The following is an 18,087-nucleotide window of genomic DNA, read 5'->3' as shown; positions in this document are numbered from 1 at the left end:
ACAGCACCTCCGTCCGCGCCCTCGCGCGCAGTCACGCACGCAGGCAGCGCAGCGGTGCCCGCCCTGTCATCGACGCGCGCCGCTTCCGGTGCACACTGCGGACGGGGATCCGCCAGGCCGGCGCCCGTCGCCGGCTGCGTTCATCGCATGCACGGAAGGAGGCAACATGACGACCAGGGCGACCGGCGCGCGCAAGGCGCCCCGCACGACCACCCCCATCACGCGGCTGCTCGACGCACGCCCCGACACCGCCGATTTTCGCGACCGCATGTTCGAGCCCACGCTGGTCGACGTGCCCAGCGAAATGCCGCTGGCCCGCTTCACGTCACTCGGCGTGCCGGTGCTCGACCAGGGCGAGGAGGGCGCCTGCACCGCCTACGGCCTGGCGACGGTCGCGCACACCCTGCTGCGGCGCCGCCGGCCTGACCCGGTCACCGAGCGCATGAGCACCCGCATGCTCTACGACATGGCGCGCCGCTACGACGAGTGGGAAGGCGAGGACTACGACGGGTCCAGCTGCCGCGGCGCGATGAAGGGCTGGCATCGCCACGGCGTCTGCGCCGAAGAATGCTGGCCTGCCACGCCCGGCCCGCTGGAAGCGATCTACACCGAGGAACGCGCGCGCGCCGCGCAGGCGCATCCGCTCGGCGCCTACTACCGCGTCAACCACAAGGATCTGGTGGCGATGCACGCCGCGTTCGCCGAGGTCGGCGTGCTGTATGCCTCGGCCGCCGTGCACACCGGCTGGCGCGCGCCGCCGACGAGCGGCGTCATCGACTGGGCCGAGCAGGCCATCGCCGGTTGGCACGCCTTCGCCATCGTCGGCTACGACCGCGACGGTTTCTGGATCCAGAACTCCTGGGGCACCGGCTGGGGTCGGCAGGGCTACGGCTGGGTCAGCTACGACGAGTGGCTGCAGCGCGGTACCGATGTCTGGGTCGCGCGCCTCGCCGTGCCGGTGCGCCTGCAGCGCGTGGAAGCGGTCGCGGCGAGCAACTCCACCCTGGCGCGGCAGTCGAACGGCTACTCGCAGGCCGACCTGCGCCCGCACATCGTCAGCCTCGGCAACGACGGCCGCCTGCGGACCAGCGGCCGATTCGGCACCAGCGCCGATGCGGTGCGCAACCTCATCCAGGACGACCTGCCGCGCATCACCCGCGACTGGCCGAAGAAGCGGATCATGCTCTACGCCCACGGCGGTCTGGTGCCCGAGCAGGCCGCGATCCAGCGCGTCGCCGACCTGCGCGAGCTGATGCTGCCGCAGCAGGTCTACCCGCTGTGCTTCGTGTGGAAGACCGGCTTCTGGAGCACGCTCGGCAACCTGCTGCGCGACGCCGTGCGCCCACGCAGCGAAGGCCTGATGGACCGGGCCAAGGGCGTGCTGCTCGACCGCATCGACGACACCATCGAACCGCTGGCGCGCGCGCTGGGCGGTAAGGCGATGTGGGAAGAGATGAAGGAGAACGCGCTGCTGGCGACAACCGCCGTCGTGCGCAACGGCGACCAGCTCACCGAAGCCGGCGGCGCCGCCCAGGTTGCCCGCCTGCTGGGCGACTGGATGCGGGCCGATCCCGACGTCGAACTGCACCTCGTCGGCCACAGCGCCGGCTCGGTGCTGCTGGCACCGCTGGCACAACTGCTGACCGCCGACGGCCTCGTATCCGCAGGCCCGGCCGCCAGCATGCCGGGCATCGGCCAGCGCATCGCCAGCCTGAATCTCTGGGCGCCGGCCATGACGATGGCCCTGTTCGAAGAGACGCTGGCACCCGCACTCGCCGCCGGCACCATCGGCAACGCCGCACTGTTCACCCTGACCGACCGCGCCGAACAGGACGACCACTGCGCCCGCGTCTACAACAAGTCCCTGCTGTACCTCGTCGCCCACGCCTTCGAAACCCGCGCCCGCAGCTGGGTCCGCCACGAACACCGCCACGGCACACCCCTGCTGGGCATGGCCCGCTTCATCGAATCGAACGACGCCATCCGCGACCTGCTGGCGACCGGCAAGCTCGACTGGATCCAGGCCCCGGTGCAGGGCGAGCCCACCCACGCCGCCAACGGCAGTGCGGCGACTACGCACGGCGGCTTCGACGACGATGCCGCGACGCTGCAGGCGACGCTGTGCCGGATTCTCGGTGAGCGCAGTACGGCGGCGCCGGTGCGGATCCATCGGTCGGAATCGGGGCTGGAGGATTGCAGACAGCGGCTGCGGGAGGCGCTGGAAGCGGAAGGCGGCGGGCGCTGAGGGGAGGTTCGAGCGGCAGGCATCTCTTCGAACTCGGCCTCTGACAAACGCTTTATCCGCTTTCCGTCAGCCCGTAATCCGCGCGTCGCCGCAGCTACAATCCGGGCATGCATGGATGCACACAGACACTGCCATTGGCTGCGTTGGCTCACACCAACACCTACGACGAGGCCATCACCACGCCCACGGAAGAAAGCGTGCGCCGCGCCGTTGCCATCCAGATGATCATCAACAAGGGGTGGAGCTCAACTTCCGAGAACCCCTGGCAGGGCAGCTTCGCCGTCGACAGCCTCACCGACATCGTGGAAGAGGCCGTCTACAAGGAGTTCGAAGCCATCAGCAAGCGCGGCGGCCTGCTGGGCGCCATGGACACGATGTACCAGCGCGGCAAGATCCAGGAAGAGTCCATGTACGACGAGCACAAGAAGCACGACGGCTCGTTGCCCTTGGTGGGCGTGAACATGTTCCTGCCCAAGGAACACGCCGGCGAGATCGCCACCGAGATCGAACTGATCCGCAGCACCGAGGAAGAGAAGGGCCAGCAGATCGAGAACGTCCGCAACTGGCAGGAAGGCCGCAATGCCCTCGCGCCGAAGGGCGAGACCTCACACGCCCATCAGGCCGACGCCGACGAACAGGCGCCGATGGTCCACGACGGGCATGGTCTGGCGTATCTTCAGAACGCGGCGCGCGAACGGCGCAATGTGTTCGAGGCGCTGATGGAAGCGGTGAAGACGCATAGCCTAAGGCAGATCAGCCATGCGTTGTATGGCGTGGGTGGGGAATATCGGCGGAATATGTGAAATAAACTGCGAGAAGCTATGGATTGCGAGGCTTTAGTGAAAGTTGTTCCGCCCCTTAAGTGGGCTGGCGGGAAAAGATGGTTAGTTTTGCGTGACGACGTTTTCCCAAAAAAGTTCTCTAATTACTATGAGCCTTTTGTCGGGTCTGGCGCAGTTTTCTTTACTCTTTTGCCCAGAAAAGGAGTGTTGTCTGACTTAAATGGTGAGCTTATTGAATTTTATGAAGCTCTCAAGGAGCGGCCCGATCTCGTGAGACGAAGCTTGGCGCTTCATGCCGAAAAGCACGGTAGAGAATATTATTATGAGGTCAGGTCATCCGCGCCTAAGACGAAGTACTCCCGTGCCGCAAGGTTTCTGTATTTGAACCAGACTTGCTGGAATGGTCTGTATAGGGTCAACAGGAGCGGGCAGTTCAATGTGCCAATCGGTACAAAGAATTCTGCGACCGCTTCCCTAGAATACTATAGGGGCTTGTCGGCGGCACTGGCCGGTATTCAGTTACTAGCTTGCGATTTTGAGCAGTCCATAAATATGTCGCAAAGCGGTGACTTCGTGTTCTGTGATCCTCCGTACACAGTGAAGCACAATAATAACGGCTTTATCAAATACAATGAGTCTATATTTTCGTGGTCTGATCAGTTGCGTCTGCGAGACGCTTTGGTTCGGGCGTCGCGCAGGGGTGTGAAATTTTTGGTTACAAATGCATACCACGATTCGGTGCTCGACCTGTATGAAGAATTTTCTGTCTCTAGGCTTGATCGAGCTTCCGTAATATCTGGTCTATCACATGGAAGGGGAAGGTATCAGGAATGCATCGTCAAGAATTTCTAGGTTTAATGAAACTGCGCGATAGTTTTCGTGCAATCGTCCGGCTGCTCCCGGGCGCACCAGCTTTTCAAATGTGCGAACGTGAAGGAATAAGAAGCGCAACCGTCGAGTTTTCGGTGCTCTTATCTTTCTCAGTCTTGCCATTCTTCGTCGTTTCGTTGATGAACTGGTTCGCTACTGGTCGCGCGAGTATCGCTGCGTCCTTGAGGGAGTATAGCTCTGCCGGTGAGATATTCTTTTATGTGGGAACTATATTAGGTGCGGCTTTTATTCTTTTGCGTGATAATTTTGATGATGAGGATCGCGATGTCCCTCGCGCTGAATTGAACAAGCAGCTTAAAAGAGAGCGAACTTGGTTTCTGTTCTACTTGCTGATTGCTTTCGGTTCAAGTTTAGTGGTTTTGACCGTGCATCATCTTGTTTCGGGCTATAGGGGTGATCTTGTTCTTTGGGCTTCGCTAATCATCTACATGACCTCGCTCTATTTTTGGTTTATTAGCATTCTCTATCAGAAAGCAAAGCCAAGTGTTGGTCTGAAAAAGCAAAAGAGGGCTCAGAACGATATCGATTCCGCGCTTGATCAGATGTCGATCACGGAGGGTCGTCAATGAAATACATTCAAGTTAAGGCTTTGCCTGTCACTCAGTCAATTGGTACTTTTTATTCCTGCACAATCAAGGCGCGTGATCTAGTTGGAATATCTTGGGTGGACGTTCGCCGAATGTCCAACGAAATGGGTGAGATCGATAAATATATTGGAATCCAAAGACGGATTAGCCCCGCTCGGGTTGAAAAGCTGAGATCTTATGTCAGATCGCCCGATGCTACATTTCCGACTTCAATTATCGTAGCAGTTCCGGAGCAGTGCTCGGAATATGATGATAAAAGCTGCACATTGAAATTGTCCGAACATATCGATGCTGAGAATCCGGAAGATTCAGTATCTTACGGAAATATAGCGAAGATTCTTGATGGGCAGCACCGCATTCGCGCGTTTGCGGCCAGTGATGGAAAAAGCTTCGAATTTGATTTCGATGGCGAGAGCGATTTTGAGCTCAGTGTCTGCGTTTTCGTTGGCGCAGACCTTCCGACTCAAGCCACAATATTTTCCATTGTGAATTTGGCTCAAACTAAGGTCAACAAGAGTCTTGTCTATGACCTTTTTGCTTTAGCTAAGACAAGAAGTCCTCAGAAGAGCTCTCACCAAATTGCGGTCTCACTTGATAAAAAGGAAGGTAGCCCTTTTCATAAATCTATAAAGCGGCTTGGTACGGCTACGCCAAACAGGGTGCCTGGAAGCGAGACTCTCACTCAGGCGGCGTTCGTAGAAGCGTTGGTGCCCTACTTGAGTGACGATCGAGACAAGGATCGTGATTTCTATCTTGTCGATTCAGATGGGGTCCCCCCGAGAATTTGGCATAGTCGATCAAAAGTCCCCTTGTTTCGCGACCTTTTCTTGCATCAAGAGGAGGGTCGGATCGCACAGATTATTTGGTCATATTTTTCTGCGGTTGCCCTCACGTGGCCTGATTCATGGGCTGATCCGGAGAAAGGGGTCATTCTAAAAAGAACGAACGGCTTCAGAGCCCTGATGTCCGTAATGGGAGAGTATTATCTAGAGCTCTTGGAGCGACGCTCCGTGGGTGAGCTAGTGAAAGATAGGGAATTTGCGGAAATATTTTCGTTTGTTGGCGTCGATGATGGTGGGTTTACTGCGGAAGCATTTCCTCCGGGATCCGCAGGGGAATCTAAATTGAAGAAGGTATTCAGTGCTGGGCTGAAAGATTTCAAGAAAAATAAAGAGCTGGAATCACTGAAATGAGGGGCGGGCCGTACTACAAGGGCGCATCTTGTCGGCGCCTCGATCTGCTTCCTAAGGCGGTCGCTGCCCCACGGATTTTGCTAGCAGTTGTGGAGCGCGAGGGTGACGCGCAGCTTGTCGGGTCGGAGCCATGTGGCCAGCTGATGTGCCGAAAATTTTGAGCGCTCAGATTCGGCGTCGTCCGCCGATATGGGGCAAGCCAGGGTCCGGGTTTGGTGGTAGAGAGATTGCGAATCCAGCAGCATATAATGCTTGTGCGACCACCGTCGCCGCTCGCACGGGGAATGTCTGGTGAATCCGTCATGATCCGTCGTTCAGTCGGATCGCGACGCAACTACAGAGCGACATTGACAGGGAGTTATCTTCATGGGGTTTGGTGAGCAGTTTCAAGGCAAGATCGAGAACGCGATTACTGAAGGCGTGGATACGGTCGTGCGGTCGCGGGAGGCGCATTACAAGAAAAATCCGGAGAACTTTCCGACAGTCTCCTCTATAGACTCGATGATTTCCTCGACGGCAAACCTAAACGCTGCGATCAGCGGTGGCGCGAGCCTCATTCCGGGGCCGTGGGGTATGGCTGCCGTCATTCCTGAGCTCGTAGCGGTGATCAATCGCCAGCTGACGCTGATCTATGATGTCGGTGCTGCCCATGGAAAGCAGAAGCAGATCACGAAGGAGCTCGTCCTTGCGATCATGATCTCCGGTCTTGGATCCAGCGCCGGTAGCTTGTTAACCATTCATGGCGGTAAGGTCCTCGTTCGTCGTGCATCGTTGCGAGCAATGCAGAGAATCATCGCATTGCTCGGCGGGAAGATCACACAACAGGCGTTGAAGCGCGCCGTCAGCAAGTGGTTACCTGTGGTAGGCGCGGCAGCCATGGCGGCATGGACACGTCATATGACAGTGCAGATCGGACGAAGGGCGAATGAGATCTTCCAGCTCGAGATCCAAGACGATCCGTCGACGATGGATATAGAGCTCGAAAAAGGCTGAGCGCTACGCGGCGGGATTTGCTAGGTTCGGATCTGCGCATAACTTGAGCCCGCAGATAAGCCGCCGCCTGTCGCGGCGGCTTGGCCGGCTAGGGTGCTCCGAGGATTTAACGCGCTGGATTTCCACACTTCAGTATCTAATGTACATAGAGGTCTTAATGGCAACTCGAAGCGAATTTCTTAGTTTCGTTGTCAATGAGTATTATTCCGGCGTCAAGGATGCTGCATGGAAGACCGGCTATTCAGAGGCTGCGATTTCGCGATGGGTTGCAGGCAAGAAGACGCCGCAACGAGCAACAATCGAGTATTTCATCAGCGTTGCGTTTCTACCCGAGTTCAAGGTGATTAAGGAGTTCTGGCCTTTCGATCACACGCAGGCTCTTCAAACCCAGCTCAAGGCGATGCTCGGGGAACACAGGAACGACGCGGGAATTTATGCGTTCTACGATGCGCTGGGTAATCTGCTCTATGTGGGCAAGGCAACCAACCTTCTTGGGGAGATAAGTGCAGCAATCTGTCGGAAAATCGATGTTTCCTTTCCGAAGGGTGTAAAGAACAAGCCTGAGTTTAGAAAGGAAGTGATCCGATACATCTCGGCTTACGATGTTGGGTCATCATCATTCGACGACTATCCGAAGCATGTGGAGTCGCTGTTGTTGCGTATATCCAAGCCGTTATTCAACAAGAACATCGGATTCCTCGGTCGGGCCCGGAAGATGCCAAGCGAGACGTGAGGATGCCGGATCACGGAGGCTAACGGGGTCAGGTTCACTTATCCGGTCGTGAGTCAGCCCTGCTTCCCGGGCTTGAGGACGGTGGACCCCACCCGGTTTCGACAATGTCACCCGTTACAACCTCGGTAGGCAGGCATCAGCCGATGCCCGATACTCGCCCTGCGCCAGATCCAGGCGCCAACAGGGCGTGCCCGGTTTCATGATTACAGTGGAAATGATGCAGGCGTTCTTCTCCGATACGCGGCAGAAGAACATCGAGGCGGGCAAGGACTGGAGCATCGACGAGGTCTGCCGCTGGTCGTTCTTCTTCGTCGACGAGGATGGCAGTGCGCTGCTTCCGGTGGCGCGGCATATGGAGTCGCTGGGCTATACGGTGGTCGGCGTCACCGAGCCGGTCGACGAAGAGGATCCGTTCTTCTACCTGCAGGTGGACAAGCTGGAGCAGCACACTCCGGAATCGCTGCAGGCACGGGTTGAAGCGCTTTACGCCATCGCCGAGCAGTTCGAGATCGCCGACTACGATGGCATGAACGTGGTCGCTGCCTGAGGGTACCGGCTGGGCGCGCTGGTGTCCTTGCCAAGGAATAGCGGTCGCGGATAACCGGGTAAGGTTCACTTACCCGCCTTGCTCGGTCGATGCGCAGGGCGGACGCCAGCGAAGCGTCTGGTCTTGGCTTCGACCATGGCGCGGAAGTCGTCGCGGCCCCAGGCGCGCTGTTGTTGCAGGTATTGGCGGATTGCGGTGAGGTCTTCTTCGGTCACAGCTTCTTCGAGCATGTCCCGCCAGCGGCGTGCGCGCATGACCGGATCGGTATCGAGAGCCAGCCAGGCCGTGTGGGGCGAGAGCAACGATCCGGTGCGCTGGCCCAGATGGGCGGCGCAACTTGACCAGCGCCAGGCGGCCGCATCGTCGGTGATGCGCGCTCGTACCGGATTGAGTTCGATGTAGCGCTGGCTGGTCAGCACGTAACGTTCGTTATCGACAAGGCACGACTTGTAGCGGCCCTCCCAAAGCGTGCCGGTTCGACGGTGCCGGGCATTGAACAGGCCGACGTACTGGCGTCCGAGGCGCTGCATGAGTCGCCCGATATCGCCAGCTGCGGCCGGCGTGGCCAACAGATGCACGTGGTTGTCCATCAGCACATAGGCACGCAGCTGCACGCCAGTCGCCATCAGCGCCTCCTGCAGTGCCTGCAGATACCGCAAGCGGTCACCGGGGTCTAGGAAACAAGGCAGGCGATTGTTGCCACGCTGCACGATGTGCTGCGGAATGCCAGGCAGATCGAGGCGGGGCAGGCGAGCCATTGGACGTAGCGTGCCGCTCCGGACGCGGCGCGCGCATCGGTGGAATCTGCAAAGAGCTGGCCGGTCGAATGATCGGAGCGTGGGGGAAGTGAACCTGAACCCGTTCCAGGATCGTCATGCGTCCGGATCAGATCGCCAATAAGCGGCACGCTCATCTGGTGCCGGGGTCCGGACATCCGCACGTGGAGCGCGTAGCGCATCTTTCCCGACTGGTCCGATAGACGCAGCACACCGCGTTGTTCCTGACATCTAGGGGACGCCCTATGTGAGTGAATCGGACTATTTCACATGCCGTGTACGTACTCCAATCTCGCCTGAAGATGCACGGTTTCCAAGGCAAAAACGCCGCTATATTCCGGACTCCCCCGAAGCAGGAGAACTGAAATGTCGCTCATCCAACAGCACAAGAAGACGGCACAAATGGTCGGCGTGGCGCTGGTCGCGGCCGTGGGGCTTGGTGGCTGTGCCACCTACAAGGAAGACTTCGCACGCATCGATACGCGCCTCGATACCCTCGATACGCGGGTGCAGGGTGCGGCCCAGAGCGCGGAATCCGCCAACCAGTCCGCGACGCAGGCCAATCAGCGCCTGGATACGATGGAACGTCGCGTCCAGCAGCTTGAAACGGCGCCGCGCCGCACGCCGCGCGGTTGATCTGATCGAACCGGGACCCGTTGGCCTGCCGGCCACGGGTCCCGGTGTATCACCCGTTTTTTCGAGGAGTGTTCCCATCGCCAGTTCCCCACACGCTGCGATGCGGGTCTTCCACGGCGCGCTGCTGCTTGCGTTGGCATCCGCCAGCGTGGGCGTGGCCATGGCCGAGGAACCCGCGACGCAACCGGTCGCTTCGGTCGACCAGCTTCCGCCCGGACAAGAAGTGTCCGACACGGTCATCGAGCTTGCGGGCTGGGTCATCGCCGCCGATGACAACCACGGCTATCCGTTCATGGTGATGGACAAGGCCGCCGCGCAGGTGCTGGTGTTTGGCGGCGACGGCAAGCTGCGAGGCGCAGCCCCCGGGCTGTTCGGTTCGGCGGTCGGCGACCATGCGGCGCCCGGCATTGCCGGCCTTGCGCTGCGCGAGATTCCGGGGCGGGATCGCACCACGCCGGCCGGTCGTTTCGTGGGCGGCTATGGTCCATCGATCGACGCCGGGCGCGTGCTCTGGGTGGACTACGATTCGGCAGTCTCGCTGCACCCGACCGCAAGCGGCACGCCGGCCGAGCGTCGCGAGGAACGCCTGGCATCGCCGACGCCGGACGACAACCGCGTCACCCACGGTTGCATCAATGTCGCGACCACGTTCTACGAGCAGGTCGTCCGCTCGACGTTCGAGAAGGGCGGCGTGTTCTACATCCTGCCGGACAAGGATTCGATGGCGGAGACCTTCCCGGAGTTCGCGCAAAGTCGTGAGGCGACGAAGCGCGACGATTGAGTGGAGTCACTTCTGGCACCGGTCCAGCGGTGTGCTGCAAGCCCGGGAAGACGCCCGCATGGTTGATCAGGGCTTCGAGTCCGGCCCTGCCTCATCGTGCTTCAGCGTCATGTCGCCCGCGCGCGCACCCGGCACCGACGTCCAACCCGGATTGAGCGTCATCGTCCAGCCTTCCCCCTTCGTGCCATCTCCGTCTTGCGGCAGGGCCACGGTCGCGCGCGTGTAGTCGGCGTGGATCAACGCTGCACCGCCTTCGACGACTGCGAGTTCGCCCCAGGTGTCGGTGAGGCGCAGCGTCGGGTAGACGGTGCCGATGTCGTCGAGCGCGGCCAGCGTCTGTGGATTGAACTGCAGGCTCATGTTCTGCAGCGGCAACACCAGAACCGGGCCATCCACGAGCTTCGCGCGCCAGTGCGCGACACGGGCAAGGCGATCGCGGTCGCGCGTGTCTTCGACGGTGCGCAGGCTGCCGTCCACGTCATAACGCCGTTGGCGGGTCTCGATGTCGGTCAACGCGGCCACGTCGATGCGCAATGCCTGTGCCAGCAGCGAGCCGAGGTCGGCATCCGCGTCGAGTCCGCTGCGCCAATCGGGATCGGCGTCGTCGAGCAGCAGGCCGTAGGCCGGGCCGCTGGCATACGCGAAGGACCGGACAAAGCTGGGCGAGCCGAGCGAGCGCGCGAGATCGAACACGGCGAAGGCGCGGCGCTCTTCGTCGCGCGACAGGCCCAGGCGCACGCCGGTGTACTCGGCAAGCCCCTCGTTGATCTCGAGTGCCGCTTCTTCCGCGGCTGCATCGGCGAACAGCTGACGACGTGCATGGCGGAAGGCCAGGGCATCGCCCACGTGAGCGCGTCGGACGTCTGCGTCGACTGCCATCACGGCACGCGCCAAGGCCCGCCATTCCAGTTGAAGGAGGTAGCGGCCCTCCAGCGTGTCGAGATGGCGGTTACCCGCTTCCTTGCGCGTCAGATCCAGTGCGGGCTGGATCCGGTGAAACATTTCGTGCATCAGCAGCACGCGCAGCACGCTGGGTTCCGAAGGCACCGGCCACAGCAATTGCGTCCAGTCGGTGCCCGACCATTCCACACGCGTGTTGGCGATAAGGGCCGTCTGCGGCAGCGTGCCGACAAAAAGGCCGTCCTGTTCCACGAGCACGCCACCAGGGTCCTGCCGGTTGGCGACGGCCGCGCGATCCGCGGGGTCGACGATCAACATCGGGCCGCACAGTGATGCGCCCCAGAGCGCGCCGCCATCCCGCTCGCACAGCGTGTTCGCGGTGCTGAAGACGCGGGCCGCGTCGTCGCGATCGGGCGCCGCGTGTGCTGATACCCCGAACAAAAGCGCGAGCAGGCAGCTGGAGGCGGACAGGACATGCAGACGGCGCAGGTGAGGCATGGAGTCGTCGAGCGGCTTGGATCTACGGATCTTAGCCAAGCCGGAGGAGACGGTGTCAGTGACAATTTCCAGGCCAGGCCGCGTTGTATCGGCCTTCCCGCAACGTCAGGGTTCGGCCCTCCCGCGCGTTGAACACGCCGAAGGACTGGCGGCGGAACCGCTGTACGCCCGGCCGGCGTTCCGGTTCGGGCGTCGGGCTAGACTCCGTGCATGACGACGCCCGACCAGACCAAGCTCGACCGTATCGTCGCCGAAGCCCGGCGCAGTGCAGAGCAGCGCAACAACGGCTATCGCGAGCGTGCGCTGAAGATGTACCCGTGGATCTGCGGCCGCTGCGCGCGCGAGTTCACGCGCGTCAACCTGCGCGAACTGACGGTGCATCACCGCAACCACAACCACGACGACAACCCGGCCGATGGCAGCAACTGGGAGCTGCTGTGCGTGTACTGCCACGACAACGAGCATTCCCGGCAGCTTGATCACACCGGTGTCAGTGCCCGGAATGCAGAGGATGCCGCTGTCGCGGCGACCTCCAATCCGTTTGCGGATCTGAAGGCGCGGCTCGAGAAGACCCGTTCCTGATCAGCAGGCGCGATCTGGAAGCAGCGCCCGCAATGAACGCGGGACGCTCACCAGGCACCACGCAGGGCGCGGTTAGCCTCCGACACGCCGCAGTCCGCGGCTTCGCCCGGAAGTCAGCGTCCATGCGCCAGCTCACATCGTTTGCCGCCATCGGACTGCTGCTGTGCATCGGCACGGCCTGTTCCAAGCCGCCGTCCTCACCCGTGCGTGCGCCGTCGACTACCGCACAGTCCGAGGACAGCGCACCCATCTATTCGACCGGACGCCCCAGCGCGGACGGCATCGGCAAGACGTACCAGGGTCGGGAGATCTCGGCGGTGATGGGCTGGCAGGGCGCGGCCTGGCTGGAGCGCGAGGAACGCGAGCGTGAGGAGCGCGGCATTCTTCTGCTGCAGGAGCTGGCGCTGCAGCCGGGCATGGCGGTCGCCGACATCGGGGCGGGAACGGGCTATTACGCGCGCCGGATGGCGCCGCTGGTGTCGCCTGATGGTTTGGTCTACGCGGTGGACGTGCAGCCGCAGATGGTGGAGATGCTGACGCGACTGGCTTCGCAGCCGGGCCTGGAGAACATCGTGCCGGTACAGGCCGGTGTGTCAGATCCCGGACTCGAACCCGACTCCGTGGATCTCGCGCTGATGGTCGACGTCTACCACGAGCTCGAATACCCGCACGAGGTGCTGGGCGCGCTGGTGCGTGCGCTGCGGCCCGGGGGGCGTCTGGTCTTCGTCGAGTACAGGGCGGAGGACGACACCGTGCCGATCAAGGCGCTGCACAAGATGAGCGAGGCGCAGATCCGCCGCGAAGCGGCCCTGCATCCGCTGGACTGGGTGCGCACGGCCGACACCCTGCCCTGGCAGCACGTGGTGGTGTTCCGCAAGCGCTGAGGCGCCGTCGTCCGCGACCGCGTTCGAAACGCAGAGGCGTTGTGCACTCTGCAAGCCGGTGAGTCGCGCTCAGGGTCGTGCCGACCTGCGCTGCAAGGCCGACCAGCACGCCCGGAGTGACCGGGCGTGGCGTCGTGCCGACTTGCCGCAGCACCGCGTCAGGCGTGACGGCCTACTTCTGGATCTCGAGCAACTCCACTTCGAACACCAGCGATGCGCCCGGCGGAATCGCCCGGCCGGCGCCGTTCGCGCCATACCCGAGCCACGCGGGGATGTGCAGTTCCCGCGTGCCACCGGGGCGCATGCCGGCGACGCCTTCGTCCCAGCCGCGGATGACGCGGCCTGCGCCGAGCGGGAACACGAAGGGCTGGCCGCGATCATGGGAACTGTCGAACTGCGCGCCGCGCTTGTCGGGTGCGTTCTGGTCGTAGAGCCAGCCGGTGTAGTGCACGGACACCTGGTCGCCAGCGACAGCGGGCGCGCCTTCGCCTTCCGTGACATCGATGCGCTGCAGTTCGGCCACGTCGCCACCGGTGTAGGGCGGCGGGCCGCTGCACGCGGCGAGGAGGAGGACGGACAGCAAGGCAACAAGGCGGAACGGGTGACGGGTCATGGGTGTCCGGTGCGCGAATAGGGTCGGGCAGGATAGCGTCCGGGCACGTCGGCGGTGTCAGGGTGGGGCAGGGTGCCTGCGCATACGAGCCGAGCGGCAGGACTCGACGCGTATCAGAAGCGGCCTTGTATGCCGCAGCGTCCGCTGTGCGATGCCGGGTGCCCTCTGCGTTGCCAGCACACGCGCGTACCGGGCTCAGCGTGCACGTGCGCCAGCGTCTGCCTGGACACCGTGCGGAAGTGTCAGCCGTGCCAGCAGACCGCCGCCTTCGCGCGCGTGCAGCTCCAGCGTGCCGCCGTGCCGCTCGGCGACCGAGCGCGCCACCGCCAGTCCGAGGCCTGCGCCGCCGGTCTCACGGCTGCGCGAATGTTCCATGCGCTGGAACGGCTGCACCAGACGCGTGCGTGCAGCGGCAGGAATGCCAGGGCCGCGGTCGGCGACGTCGATGTACAGGCGGCTGTCGTCCGCGCGGATCCGGACCTCGGCGCCATCGGCGTAACGCACGGCGTTGTCGATCAGATTCGACAGCGCGCGTCGGAGCGCCAGGGCATCCGCCTGCACAGTGGCAGGCGTCTCCGCGTCCACCTGCACGGGGTGGCCTGCGGTGCCGGCAGACGTGGCGAGTTCGTACGCCAGGGCGACCACATCCACAGGCGCGCGGGTCAGGGGCGCGACTTCCCCCTGCGCGTAGGCCAGCACCTGGGCGATCATGGTCTGCATGCGCTGGATGTCGGCGACCATGCGCTCGCGATCGGGCGAGGGCGCGGTTTCCGCGCGCAGGCGCAGCCCCGTCAGCGGCGTGCGCAGGTCGTGCGCGACGGCCGCGAGCATCGCAGTGACGTCCTCGGCCTGCGTGCGCAGACGCAGATGCGCATCGGCGATGGTCTGGCCCAGCTGGCGGACCTCCCGGGCACCTTCCACGGGCACCGGCGCGGTGCGTGCGCTCAGGTCCATGCGTGCGCTGGCCTCGGCGAGCCGGCGCAGCGGCAGCGTGAGCCGGCGCGCCATCCACCAGGTCAACGGTGCGATCAGCAGTGCAGCCAGCGCCAGCGCCAGCAGTACCTGACGGCGCCATTGCCCGCGCCCGGGGTCGGCGGTGCCCACGACACGCCAGGTGCCGTCCGGTTGGAGGGCGCCCAGTTCGAACGCCGGCAGCTGCAGGCCTGCCGTGGACAGCGCGGCGTGCACACGCGCCTGACGCAGGGCGTCGGACTGCCCGGCGGTCGCGATCTGCCCGGCGTCCACCACCTGCATCCTGACCGCCGGCGCCTGTCGCCAGACGGCGCGCACCTGCGTGGCCGGCTGGCCCAGACGGTGCGCGGCAAGATCGACCAGCCATGGCACGGGCGTGCCGGTGGGTGGCCCGGCCTGCGAGCGGACGCGCAGACCGGGTGCGGCCCGCGCATCGCCGGCCAGGGCCGAGATCGCATCGCCGGGCGCCATCGTGGGCGCCGCAGGGGCGGGCCACCAGCCCACGACGGCAAAGCCGACGGCCTGGGCCAGCACCAGCGTCGCCAGGGCGAGCCCGCCGACCAGCGCAAGGATGCCGTGCGGCCGGCTCACAGGCGCTGCACCGTGGCGGCGAGGCGATAGCCTTCGCTGCGCAGCGTCTCGACGAGGGTGTCCGCACCGGGCTGGGCCTGCGCGAGTTTCCGGCGCAGACGGCTGATCGCCAGATCGATGGCCCGGTCGAAAGGTTCGGCCGCGTCGCCGTGGATCAGCACCATCAGACGCTCGCGGCTGAGCACGCGGCCCGCACGTTCCACCAGGGCGCGCAGCAGTGCGAACTCGCCGGCCGTCAGCCGTACGCCGGTGCCGTCCGGCGCGCACAGTCCGCGTGTGTCGAGCCGCAGCGTCCAACCCTGGAAGACGTAGCCCTCGCTCGGGCGCTGGTCCTGTTGGCGGAGCTTCTCGCCGCGTCGCAGCAACGCACGCACGCGTGCCAGCAGCTCGCGCGGATCGAAGGGTTTGGAGAGGTAGTCGTCGGCGCCTACCTCCAGCCCGATGACCCGGTCCGGCGGGCTGTCCAGTGCGCTGAGCATGAGCACCGCGAGGTCGGTACCGGCGAGGCGTCGGCAGATCGACAGGCCATCCTCGCCCGGCATCATCCAGTCCAGCACCACCAGGTCGGCCGGGGCCTGTGCCAACAGACGGTCCAGTGCGACGGCGCCGTCGGCGGCGGCCACCGCGTAGCCGTGACGGCCCAGGTAGTCGCAGATCGCATCACGGATGCTGGCGTCGTCATCGACGACGACGATGCGGGCGGTCTCGACGGTCATGCCGACATTGTCGCCTGCGCGTGTATCCCGCATGTATCAGACCTGTGGGGGTTGCCGACATCCTGCCGATACCCGCGCGCTCTGTGATGGCGATCCCGTCCAACGAGATCCCGCCATGTCGTCACGTGCCGTCGCGTCCCTCTCCCTGCTGTCACTGCTGCTGACCGCTCCGCTTGCAGCGGCGCCCGCTGCCCCGGCGCCGGCGCCGGACGCTGTGCCCCATCGGGTCGACATGCAGCTGGTCGGTCACCATCCCCGCGTGGAGGTCCGCATCGAGGGGATCGATCGTCCGTTGAGCTTCGTGGTGGACACTGCCGCCGGCGCGACCGTGATCGATGTGGCACTGGCGGAGGAGATCGGCCTGTTCGAATCCCAGTCGCGCCAGGTCCAGGTGCAGGGCGCCGGCGGCAGCGCAGGCGCGGCCCGTGTCACCGCGCTGCGCGACCTGGCCGCCGGCAGTTTCCGCTGGAAGGCGCAGATGCTGGCGATGGATCTGTCGAACATTGCGCGGGACGATGCGCCGCCGGTTGACGGCATCCTCGGCAACGATCTGATGTCGCGGTTCGACCTGCGGTTCGATCTGCCGGCCGGTCATCTGCTGCTGGCGCAGCCGGGCAGCCTGCCGCGTCCGGGATGCCTGGACAACGCACTGCCGCAGCGCGGGCCGGCCCTGCAGCGGTTCGCGTTGCTGGAGGCGCAGATGCAGGACGGCCCGCACCGCTCGCCGGTGATGGCCGTCGTGGACACGGGGGCGGCCCAGACCGTGCTCAATGTGCCCGCCGCGCGTGCACTGGGCGTGGCCGAGGGCGATGCCCGTCTGCGCCTGCGCGAGGCGGGCACACAGGGGCTGGCCAGTCAGGTGACCGAGACCTGGCTGTACACGCTGCCGTCGCTGGACATCGGCGATTGGCAGTTGCCCGCGATGGAGGTGCGGATCAGCGCATTGCCGGTGTTCTCGCGACTGGGACTCGACGCGCAGCCGGCGTTGATCCTCGGCATCGATGCATTGCGCGACACGCGGGTCGATGTGCTCGCGAACGCTGCCGCGGTCTGTCTCGCGACGCAGTAGAACGAGGTCCAGCGTGCAGGGTCCCCCAAGTCCGCGGGCGCGCATGCGGAACCGCAGGGAGTACGTGACACGGGTTCCACAGGCTGCGAGCAGGGACGCCTGCGGTGCGTGCCCCGCCGGTCTGCATCGCGCGTCCATGCGGCACGTCCCCGAGACTTCCGGCAGGTGCGCGGGCGGCACTCGAACCGTAGCGTGAGCGTCCTGCCGGCCCCCGCGTGCGCGCTGTACGGGGCGGGTCTCTCCACTGGAGTCCATGCCCATGTCCTGCCGGCTGCTCTGCGTCGCCCTGCTGCTGACCGCAGCTGCACTCCTGACCGACGCTCACGCGCAGACACCCACGCCGGAACCGGCGAGGGTGATGATGCTGGGCGTCTTCCACTTCGAAAATCCCGGCCTGGACGTGGTCAAGTCGGAAGTCGTCGACGTCACCACTGCCGACAACCAGGCGTATCTGACGGGCCTTGCGACACGGATTGCCGGGTTCTCGCCAACCGATGTTCTGGTGGAATGCGAGCCTGCGGCGCAGGCGAAGCAGGATGCCGCGTATGCCGCCTGGCGCGACGGAACGGCAGCGCTCGACGTCGACGAAACGCAGCAGATCGGGTTCCGCGTGGCCCGGGCAGCGGGTCTGGCCGGCGTGACCTGTTTCGACGAAGGCAACGTGCACTGGAACGGCGGCCCGTTGTTCGAGTACGTCGGCGCGCACGCACCCGCGCAGAAGGCGGAGATGGATGCAGTGTTCGCGTCACTCTCCGAGCGCACGACCCGCGAGCAGAGCACGCTGCCGCTGCACGAACTGCTGCGGCTGACCAACGACCCCGAGCGAGACCGCGAGAACAAGGATCTCTACCTCTTCACCAATGCGGTCGATGCGGGCGGCGGTTTCGTCGGTGCCGATGCCTCGGCCAGCTGGTGGCATCGCAACTTCCGCATGTACGCCAACGTGCAGAAGGCCGCAGCGCCAGGGCGCCGCGTGCTGGTGATCGCAGGCGCCGGGCACACTGCCATCCTCAAGGACCTGCTCGCGATCGACCGGCAGCGCGAGGCCGAAGATGTGCGGGGGTATCTGGCACCCTGAGCGGTGCGGGGCCCGGGTGC

General features: G+C 63.9%; 18 protein-coding genes and 1 pseudogene. 14 read left to right on the top strand and 5 right to left on the bottom strand.

What is annotated here, in order from left to right; genetic code table 11:
* Positions 1 to 166: 166 nt before the first annotated feature.
* From AC3A4E_RS11000 to AC3A4E_RS10965, 8 genes and pseudogenes are all read left to right on the top strand, one after another.
* Positions 167 to 2,245 carry a C1 family peptidase gene (locus tag AC3A4E_RS11000; RefSeq protein ID WP_487631511.1) on the top strand — a complete coding sequence of 693 codons (2,079 nt, stop codon included), beginning with the start codon at positions 167 to 169 and terminating at the stop codon, positions 2,243 to 2,245.
* Between the two features lie 149 nt (positions 2,246 to 2,394).
* Positions 2,395 to 3,048, top strand: a pseudogene (locus AC3A4E_RS10995) (methylmalonyl-CoA mutase family protein); the annotation flags it as partial.
* Positions 3,049 to 3,066: 18 nt separating this feature from the next.
* The gene (locus AC3A4E_RS10990) at positions 3,067 to 3,879 is read left to right on the top strand and encodes a DNA adenine methylase (RefSeq protein WP_487631510.1); all 813 of its coding nucleotides are present in this window, start codon (positions 3,067 to 3,069) and stop codon (positions 3,877 to 3,879) included.
* 5 nt (positions 3,880 to 3,884) lie between these two features.
* Positions 3,885 to 4,487, top strand: a complete 603-nt coding sequence (locus tag AC3A4E_RS10985) for a hypothetical protein (protein ID WP_487631509.1) — start codon at positions 3,885 to 3,887, stop codon at positions 4,485 to 4,487.
* Positions 4,484 to 5,698 (top strand): DGQHR domain-containing protein, encoded by a 1,215-nt coding sequence (locus AC3A4E_RS10980; RefSeq protein ID WP_487631508.1) that lies wholly within the window; start codon positions 4,484 to 4,486, stop codon positions 5,696 to 5,698. Before AC3A4E_RS10985 ends, AC3A4E_RS10980 begins: the two co-directional genes overlap by 4 nt.
* 366 nt (positions 5,699 to 6,064) lie before the next feature.
* Complete coding sequence (locus AC3A4E_RS10975; protein WP_487631507.1) at positions 6,065 to 6,691, top strand: hypothetical protein; 627 nt, start codon at positions 6,065 to 6,067, stop codon at positions 6,689 to 6,691.
* A gap of 43 nt (positions 6,692 to 6,734) precedes the next feature.
* Positions 6,735 to 7,424, top strand: a complete 690-nt coding sequence (locus AC3A4E_RS10970) for a hypothetical protein (protein ID WP_487631506.1) — start codon at positions 6,735 to 6,737, stop codon at positions 7,422 to 7,424.
* A 199-nt stretch (positions 7,425 to 7,623) separates the two neighbouring features.
* Positions 7,624 to 7,971: a ribonuclease E inhibitor RraB gene (locus tag AC3A4E_RS10965; RefSeq protein WP_487631505.1), complete on the top strand. Its 348-nt coding sequence runs from the start codon at positions 7,624 to 7,626 to the stop codon at positions 7,969 to 7,971.
* Between the two features lie 65 nt (positions 7,972 to 8,036).
* Here the strand turns inward: AC3A4E_RS10965 and AC3A4E_RS10960 are convergent, their stop codons facing one another.
* Positions 8,037 to 8,729: a transposase gene (locus tag AC3A4E_RS10960; RefSeq protein WP_487631504.1), complete on the bottom strand. Its 693-nt coding sequence runs from the start codon at positions 8,727 to 8,729 to the stop codon at positions 8,037 to 8,039.
* 384 nt (positions 8,730 to 9,113) lie between these two features.
* On the opposite strand from AC3A4E_RS10960, the gene AC3A4E_RS10955 reads away from it, so the two are divergent.
* Together AC3A4E_RS10955 and AC3A4E_RS10950 are read left to right on the top strand one after the other, a co-directional pair.
* On the top strand, positions 9,114 to 9,383 hold the full coding sequence (locus tag AC3A4E_RS10955) for a hypothetical protein (RefSeq protein ID WP_487631503.1): 270 nt from the start codon (positions 9,114 to 9,116) through the stop codon (positions 9,381 to 9,383).
* Positions 9,384 to 9,483: 100 nt separating this feature from the next.
* Positions 9,484 to 10,164 (top strand): hypothetical protein, encoded by a 681-nt coding sequence (locus tag AC3A4E_RS10950; RefSeq protein ID WP_487631502.1) that lies wholly within the window; start codon positions 9,484 to 9,486, stop codon positions 10,162 to 10,164.
* 66 nt (positions 10,165 to 10,230) lie between these two features.
* Here the strand turns inward: AC3A4E_RS10950 and AC3A4E_RS10945 are convergent, their stop codons facing one another.
* The gene (locus AC3A4E_RS10945; RefSeq protein WP_487631501.1) at positions 10,231 to 11,382 is read right to left on the bottom strand and encodes a hypothetical protein; all 1,152 of its coding nucleotides are present in this window, start codon (positions 11,380 to 11,382) and stop codon (positions 10,231 to 10,233) included.
* Positions 11,383 to 11,772: 390 nt separating this feature from the next.
* Between AC3A4E_RS10945 and AC3A4E_RS10940 the strand changes: the two genes are divergently transcribed.
* Positions 11,773 to 12,144, top strand: a complete 372-nt coding sequence (locus tag AC3A4E_RS10940) for a YajD family HNH nuclease (RefSeq protein WP_487631500.1) — start codon at positions 11,773 to 11,775, stop codon at positions 12,142 to 12,144.
* Between the two features lie 122 nt (positions 12,145 to 12,266).
* Positions 12,267 to 13,028: a class I SAM-dependent methyltransferase gene (locus AC3A4E_RS10935; RefSeq protein WP_487631499.1), complete on the top strand. Its 762-nt coding sequence runs from the start codon at positions 12,267 to 12,269 to the stop codon at positions 13,026 to 13,028.
* Between the two features lie 172 nt (positions 13,029 to 13,200).
* Here AC3A4E_RS10935 and AC3A4E_RS10930 read toward each other — a convergent pair whose 3' ends face one another.
* From AC3A4E_RS10930 to AC3A4E_RS10920, 3 genes are all read right to left on the bottom strand, one after another.
* Positions 13,201 to 13,641 carry an FKBP-type peptidyl-prolyl cis-trans isomerase gene (locus AC3A4E_RS10930; RefSeq protein WP_487631498.1) on the bottom strand — a complete coding sequence of 147 codons (441 nt, stop codon included), beginning with the start codon at positions 13,639 to 13,641 and terminating at the stop codon, positions 13,201 to 13,203.
* A 195-nt stretch (positions 13,642 to 13,836) separates the two neighbouring features.
* A complete protein-coding gene (locus AC3A4E_RS10925; protein WP_487631497.1) occupies positions 13,837 to 15,204 on the bottom strand; it encodes a sensor histidine kinase in 1,368 nt (455 codons plus the stop codon).
* Entirely contained in the window at positions 15,201 to 15,953 is a 753-nt protein-coding gene (locus tag AC3A4E_RS10920; protein WP_487631496.1) for a response regulator, read from the bottom strand. The genes AC3A4E_RS10925 and AC3A4E_RS10920 overlap by 4 nt, the downstream gene beginning before the upstream one ends.
* 82 nt (positions 15,954 to 16,035) lie before the next feature.
* Here AC3A4E_RS10920 and AC3A4E_RS10915 point away from each other — a divergent pair, with 82 nt between their 5' ends.
* Together AC3A4E_RS10915 and AC3A4E_RS10910 are read left to right on the top strand one after the other, a co-directional pair.
* Positions 16,036 to 16,989, top strand: a complete 954-nt coding sequence (locus AC3A4E_RS10915) for a retroviral-like aspartic protease family protein (protein WP_487631495.1) — start codon at positions 16,036 to 16,038, stop codon at positions 16,987 to 16,989.
* 259 nt (positions 16,990 to 17,248) lie between these two features.
* Entirely contained in the window at positions 17,249 to 18,067 is an 819-nt protein-coding gene (locus AC3A4E_RS10910) for a DUF5694 domain-containing protein (protein WP_487631494.1), read from the top strand.
* The last annotated feature ends 20 nt before the right edge of the window (positions 18,068 to 18,087 follow it).

This window comes from Luteimonas sp. Soil_N_1 (genome assembly GCF_057656255.1).
This window is presented reverse-complemented; position numbering and strand designations above follow the sequence as displayed.

Coding starts and splice junctions, on each gene's coding strand:
- AC3A4E_RS11000 (WP_487631511.1), top strand. CDS start 167: ATGACGACCAGGGCGACCGGCGCGCGCAAGGCGCCCCGCACGACCACC.
- AC3A4E_RS10990 (WP_487631510.1), top strand. CDS start 3,067: ATGGATTGCGAGGCTTTAGTGAAAGTTGTTCCGCCCCTTAAGTGGGCT.
- AC3A4E_RS10985 (WP_487631509.1), top strand. CDS start 3,885: ATGAAACTGCGCGATAGTTTTCGTGCAATCGTCCGGCTGCTCCCGGGC.
- AC3A4E_RS10980 (WP_487631508.1), top strand. CDS start 4,484: ATGAAATACATTCAAGTTAAGGCTTTGCCTGTCACTCAGTCAATTGGT.
- AC3A4E_RS10975 (WP_487631507.1), top strand. CDS start 6,065: ATGGGGTTTGGTGAGCAGTTTCAAGGCAAGATCGAGAACGCGATTACT.
- AC3A4E_RS10965 (WP_487631505.1), top strand. CDS start 7,624: ATGATTACAGTGGAAATGATGCAGGCGTTCTTCTCCGATACGCGGCAG.
- AC3A4E_RS10960 (WP_487631504.1), bottom strand. CDS start 8,729: ATGGCTCGCCTGCCCCGCCTCGATCTGCCTGGCATTCCGCAGCACATC.
- AC3A4E_RS10955 (WP_487631503.1), top strand. CDS start 9,114: ATGTCGCTCATCCAACAGCACAAGAAGACGGCACAAATGGTCGGCGTG.
- AC3A4E_RS10950 (WP_487631502.1), top strand. CDS start 9,484: ATGCGGGTCTTCCACGGCGCGCTGCTGCTTGCGTTGGCATCCGCCAGC.
- AC3A4E_RS10945 (WP_487631501.1), bottom strand. CDS start 11,382: ATGTTGATCGTCGACCCCGCGGATCGCGCGGCCGTCGCCAACCGGCAG.
- AC3A4E_RS10940 (WP_487631500.1), top strand. CDS start 11,773: ATGACGACGCCCGACCAGACCAAGCTCGACCGTATCGTCGCCGAAGCC.
- AC3A4E_RS10935 (WP_487631499.1), top strand. CDS start 12,267: ATGCGCCAGCTCACATCGTTTGCCGCCATCGGACTGCTGCTGTGCATC.
- AC3A4E_RS10930 (WP_487631498.1), bottom strand. CDS start 13,641: ATGACCCGTCACCCGTTCCGCCTTGTTGCCTTGCTGTCCGTCCTCCTC.
- AC3A4E_RS10920 (WP_487631496.1), bottom strand. CDS start 15,953: ATGCGGGATACACGCGCAGGCGACAATGTCGGCATGACCGTCGAGACC.
- AC3A4E_RS10915 (WP_487631495.1), top strand. CDS start 16,036: ATGTCGTCACGTGCCGTCGCGTCCCTCTCCCTGCTGTCACTGCTGCTG.
- AC3A4E_RS10910 (WP_487631494.1), top strand. CDS start 17,249: ATGTCCTGCCGGCTGCTCTGCGTCGCCCTGCTGCTGACCGCAGCTGCA.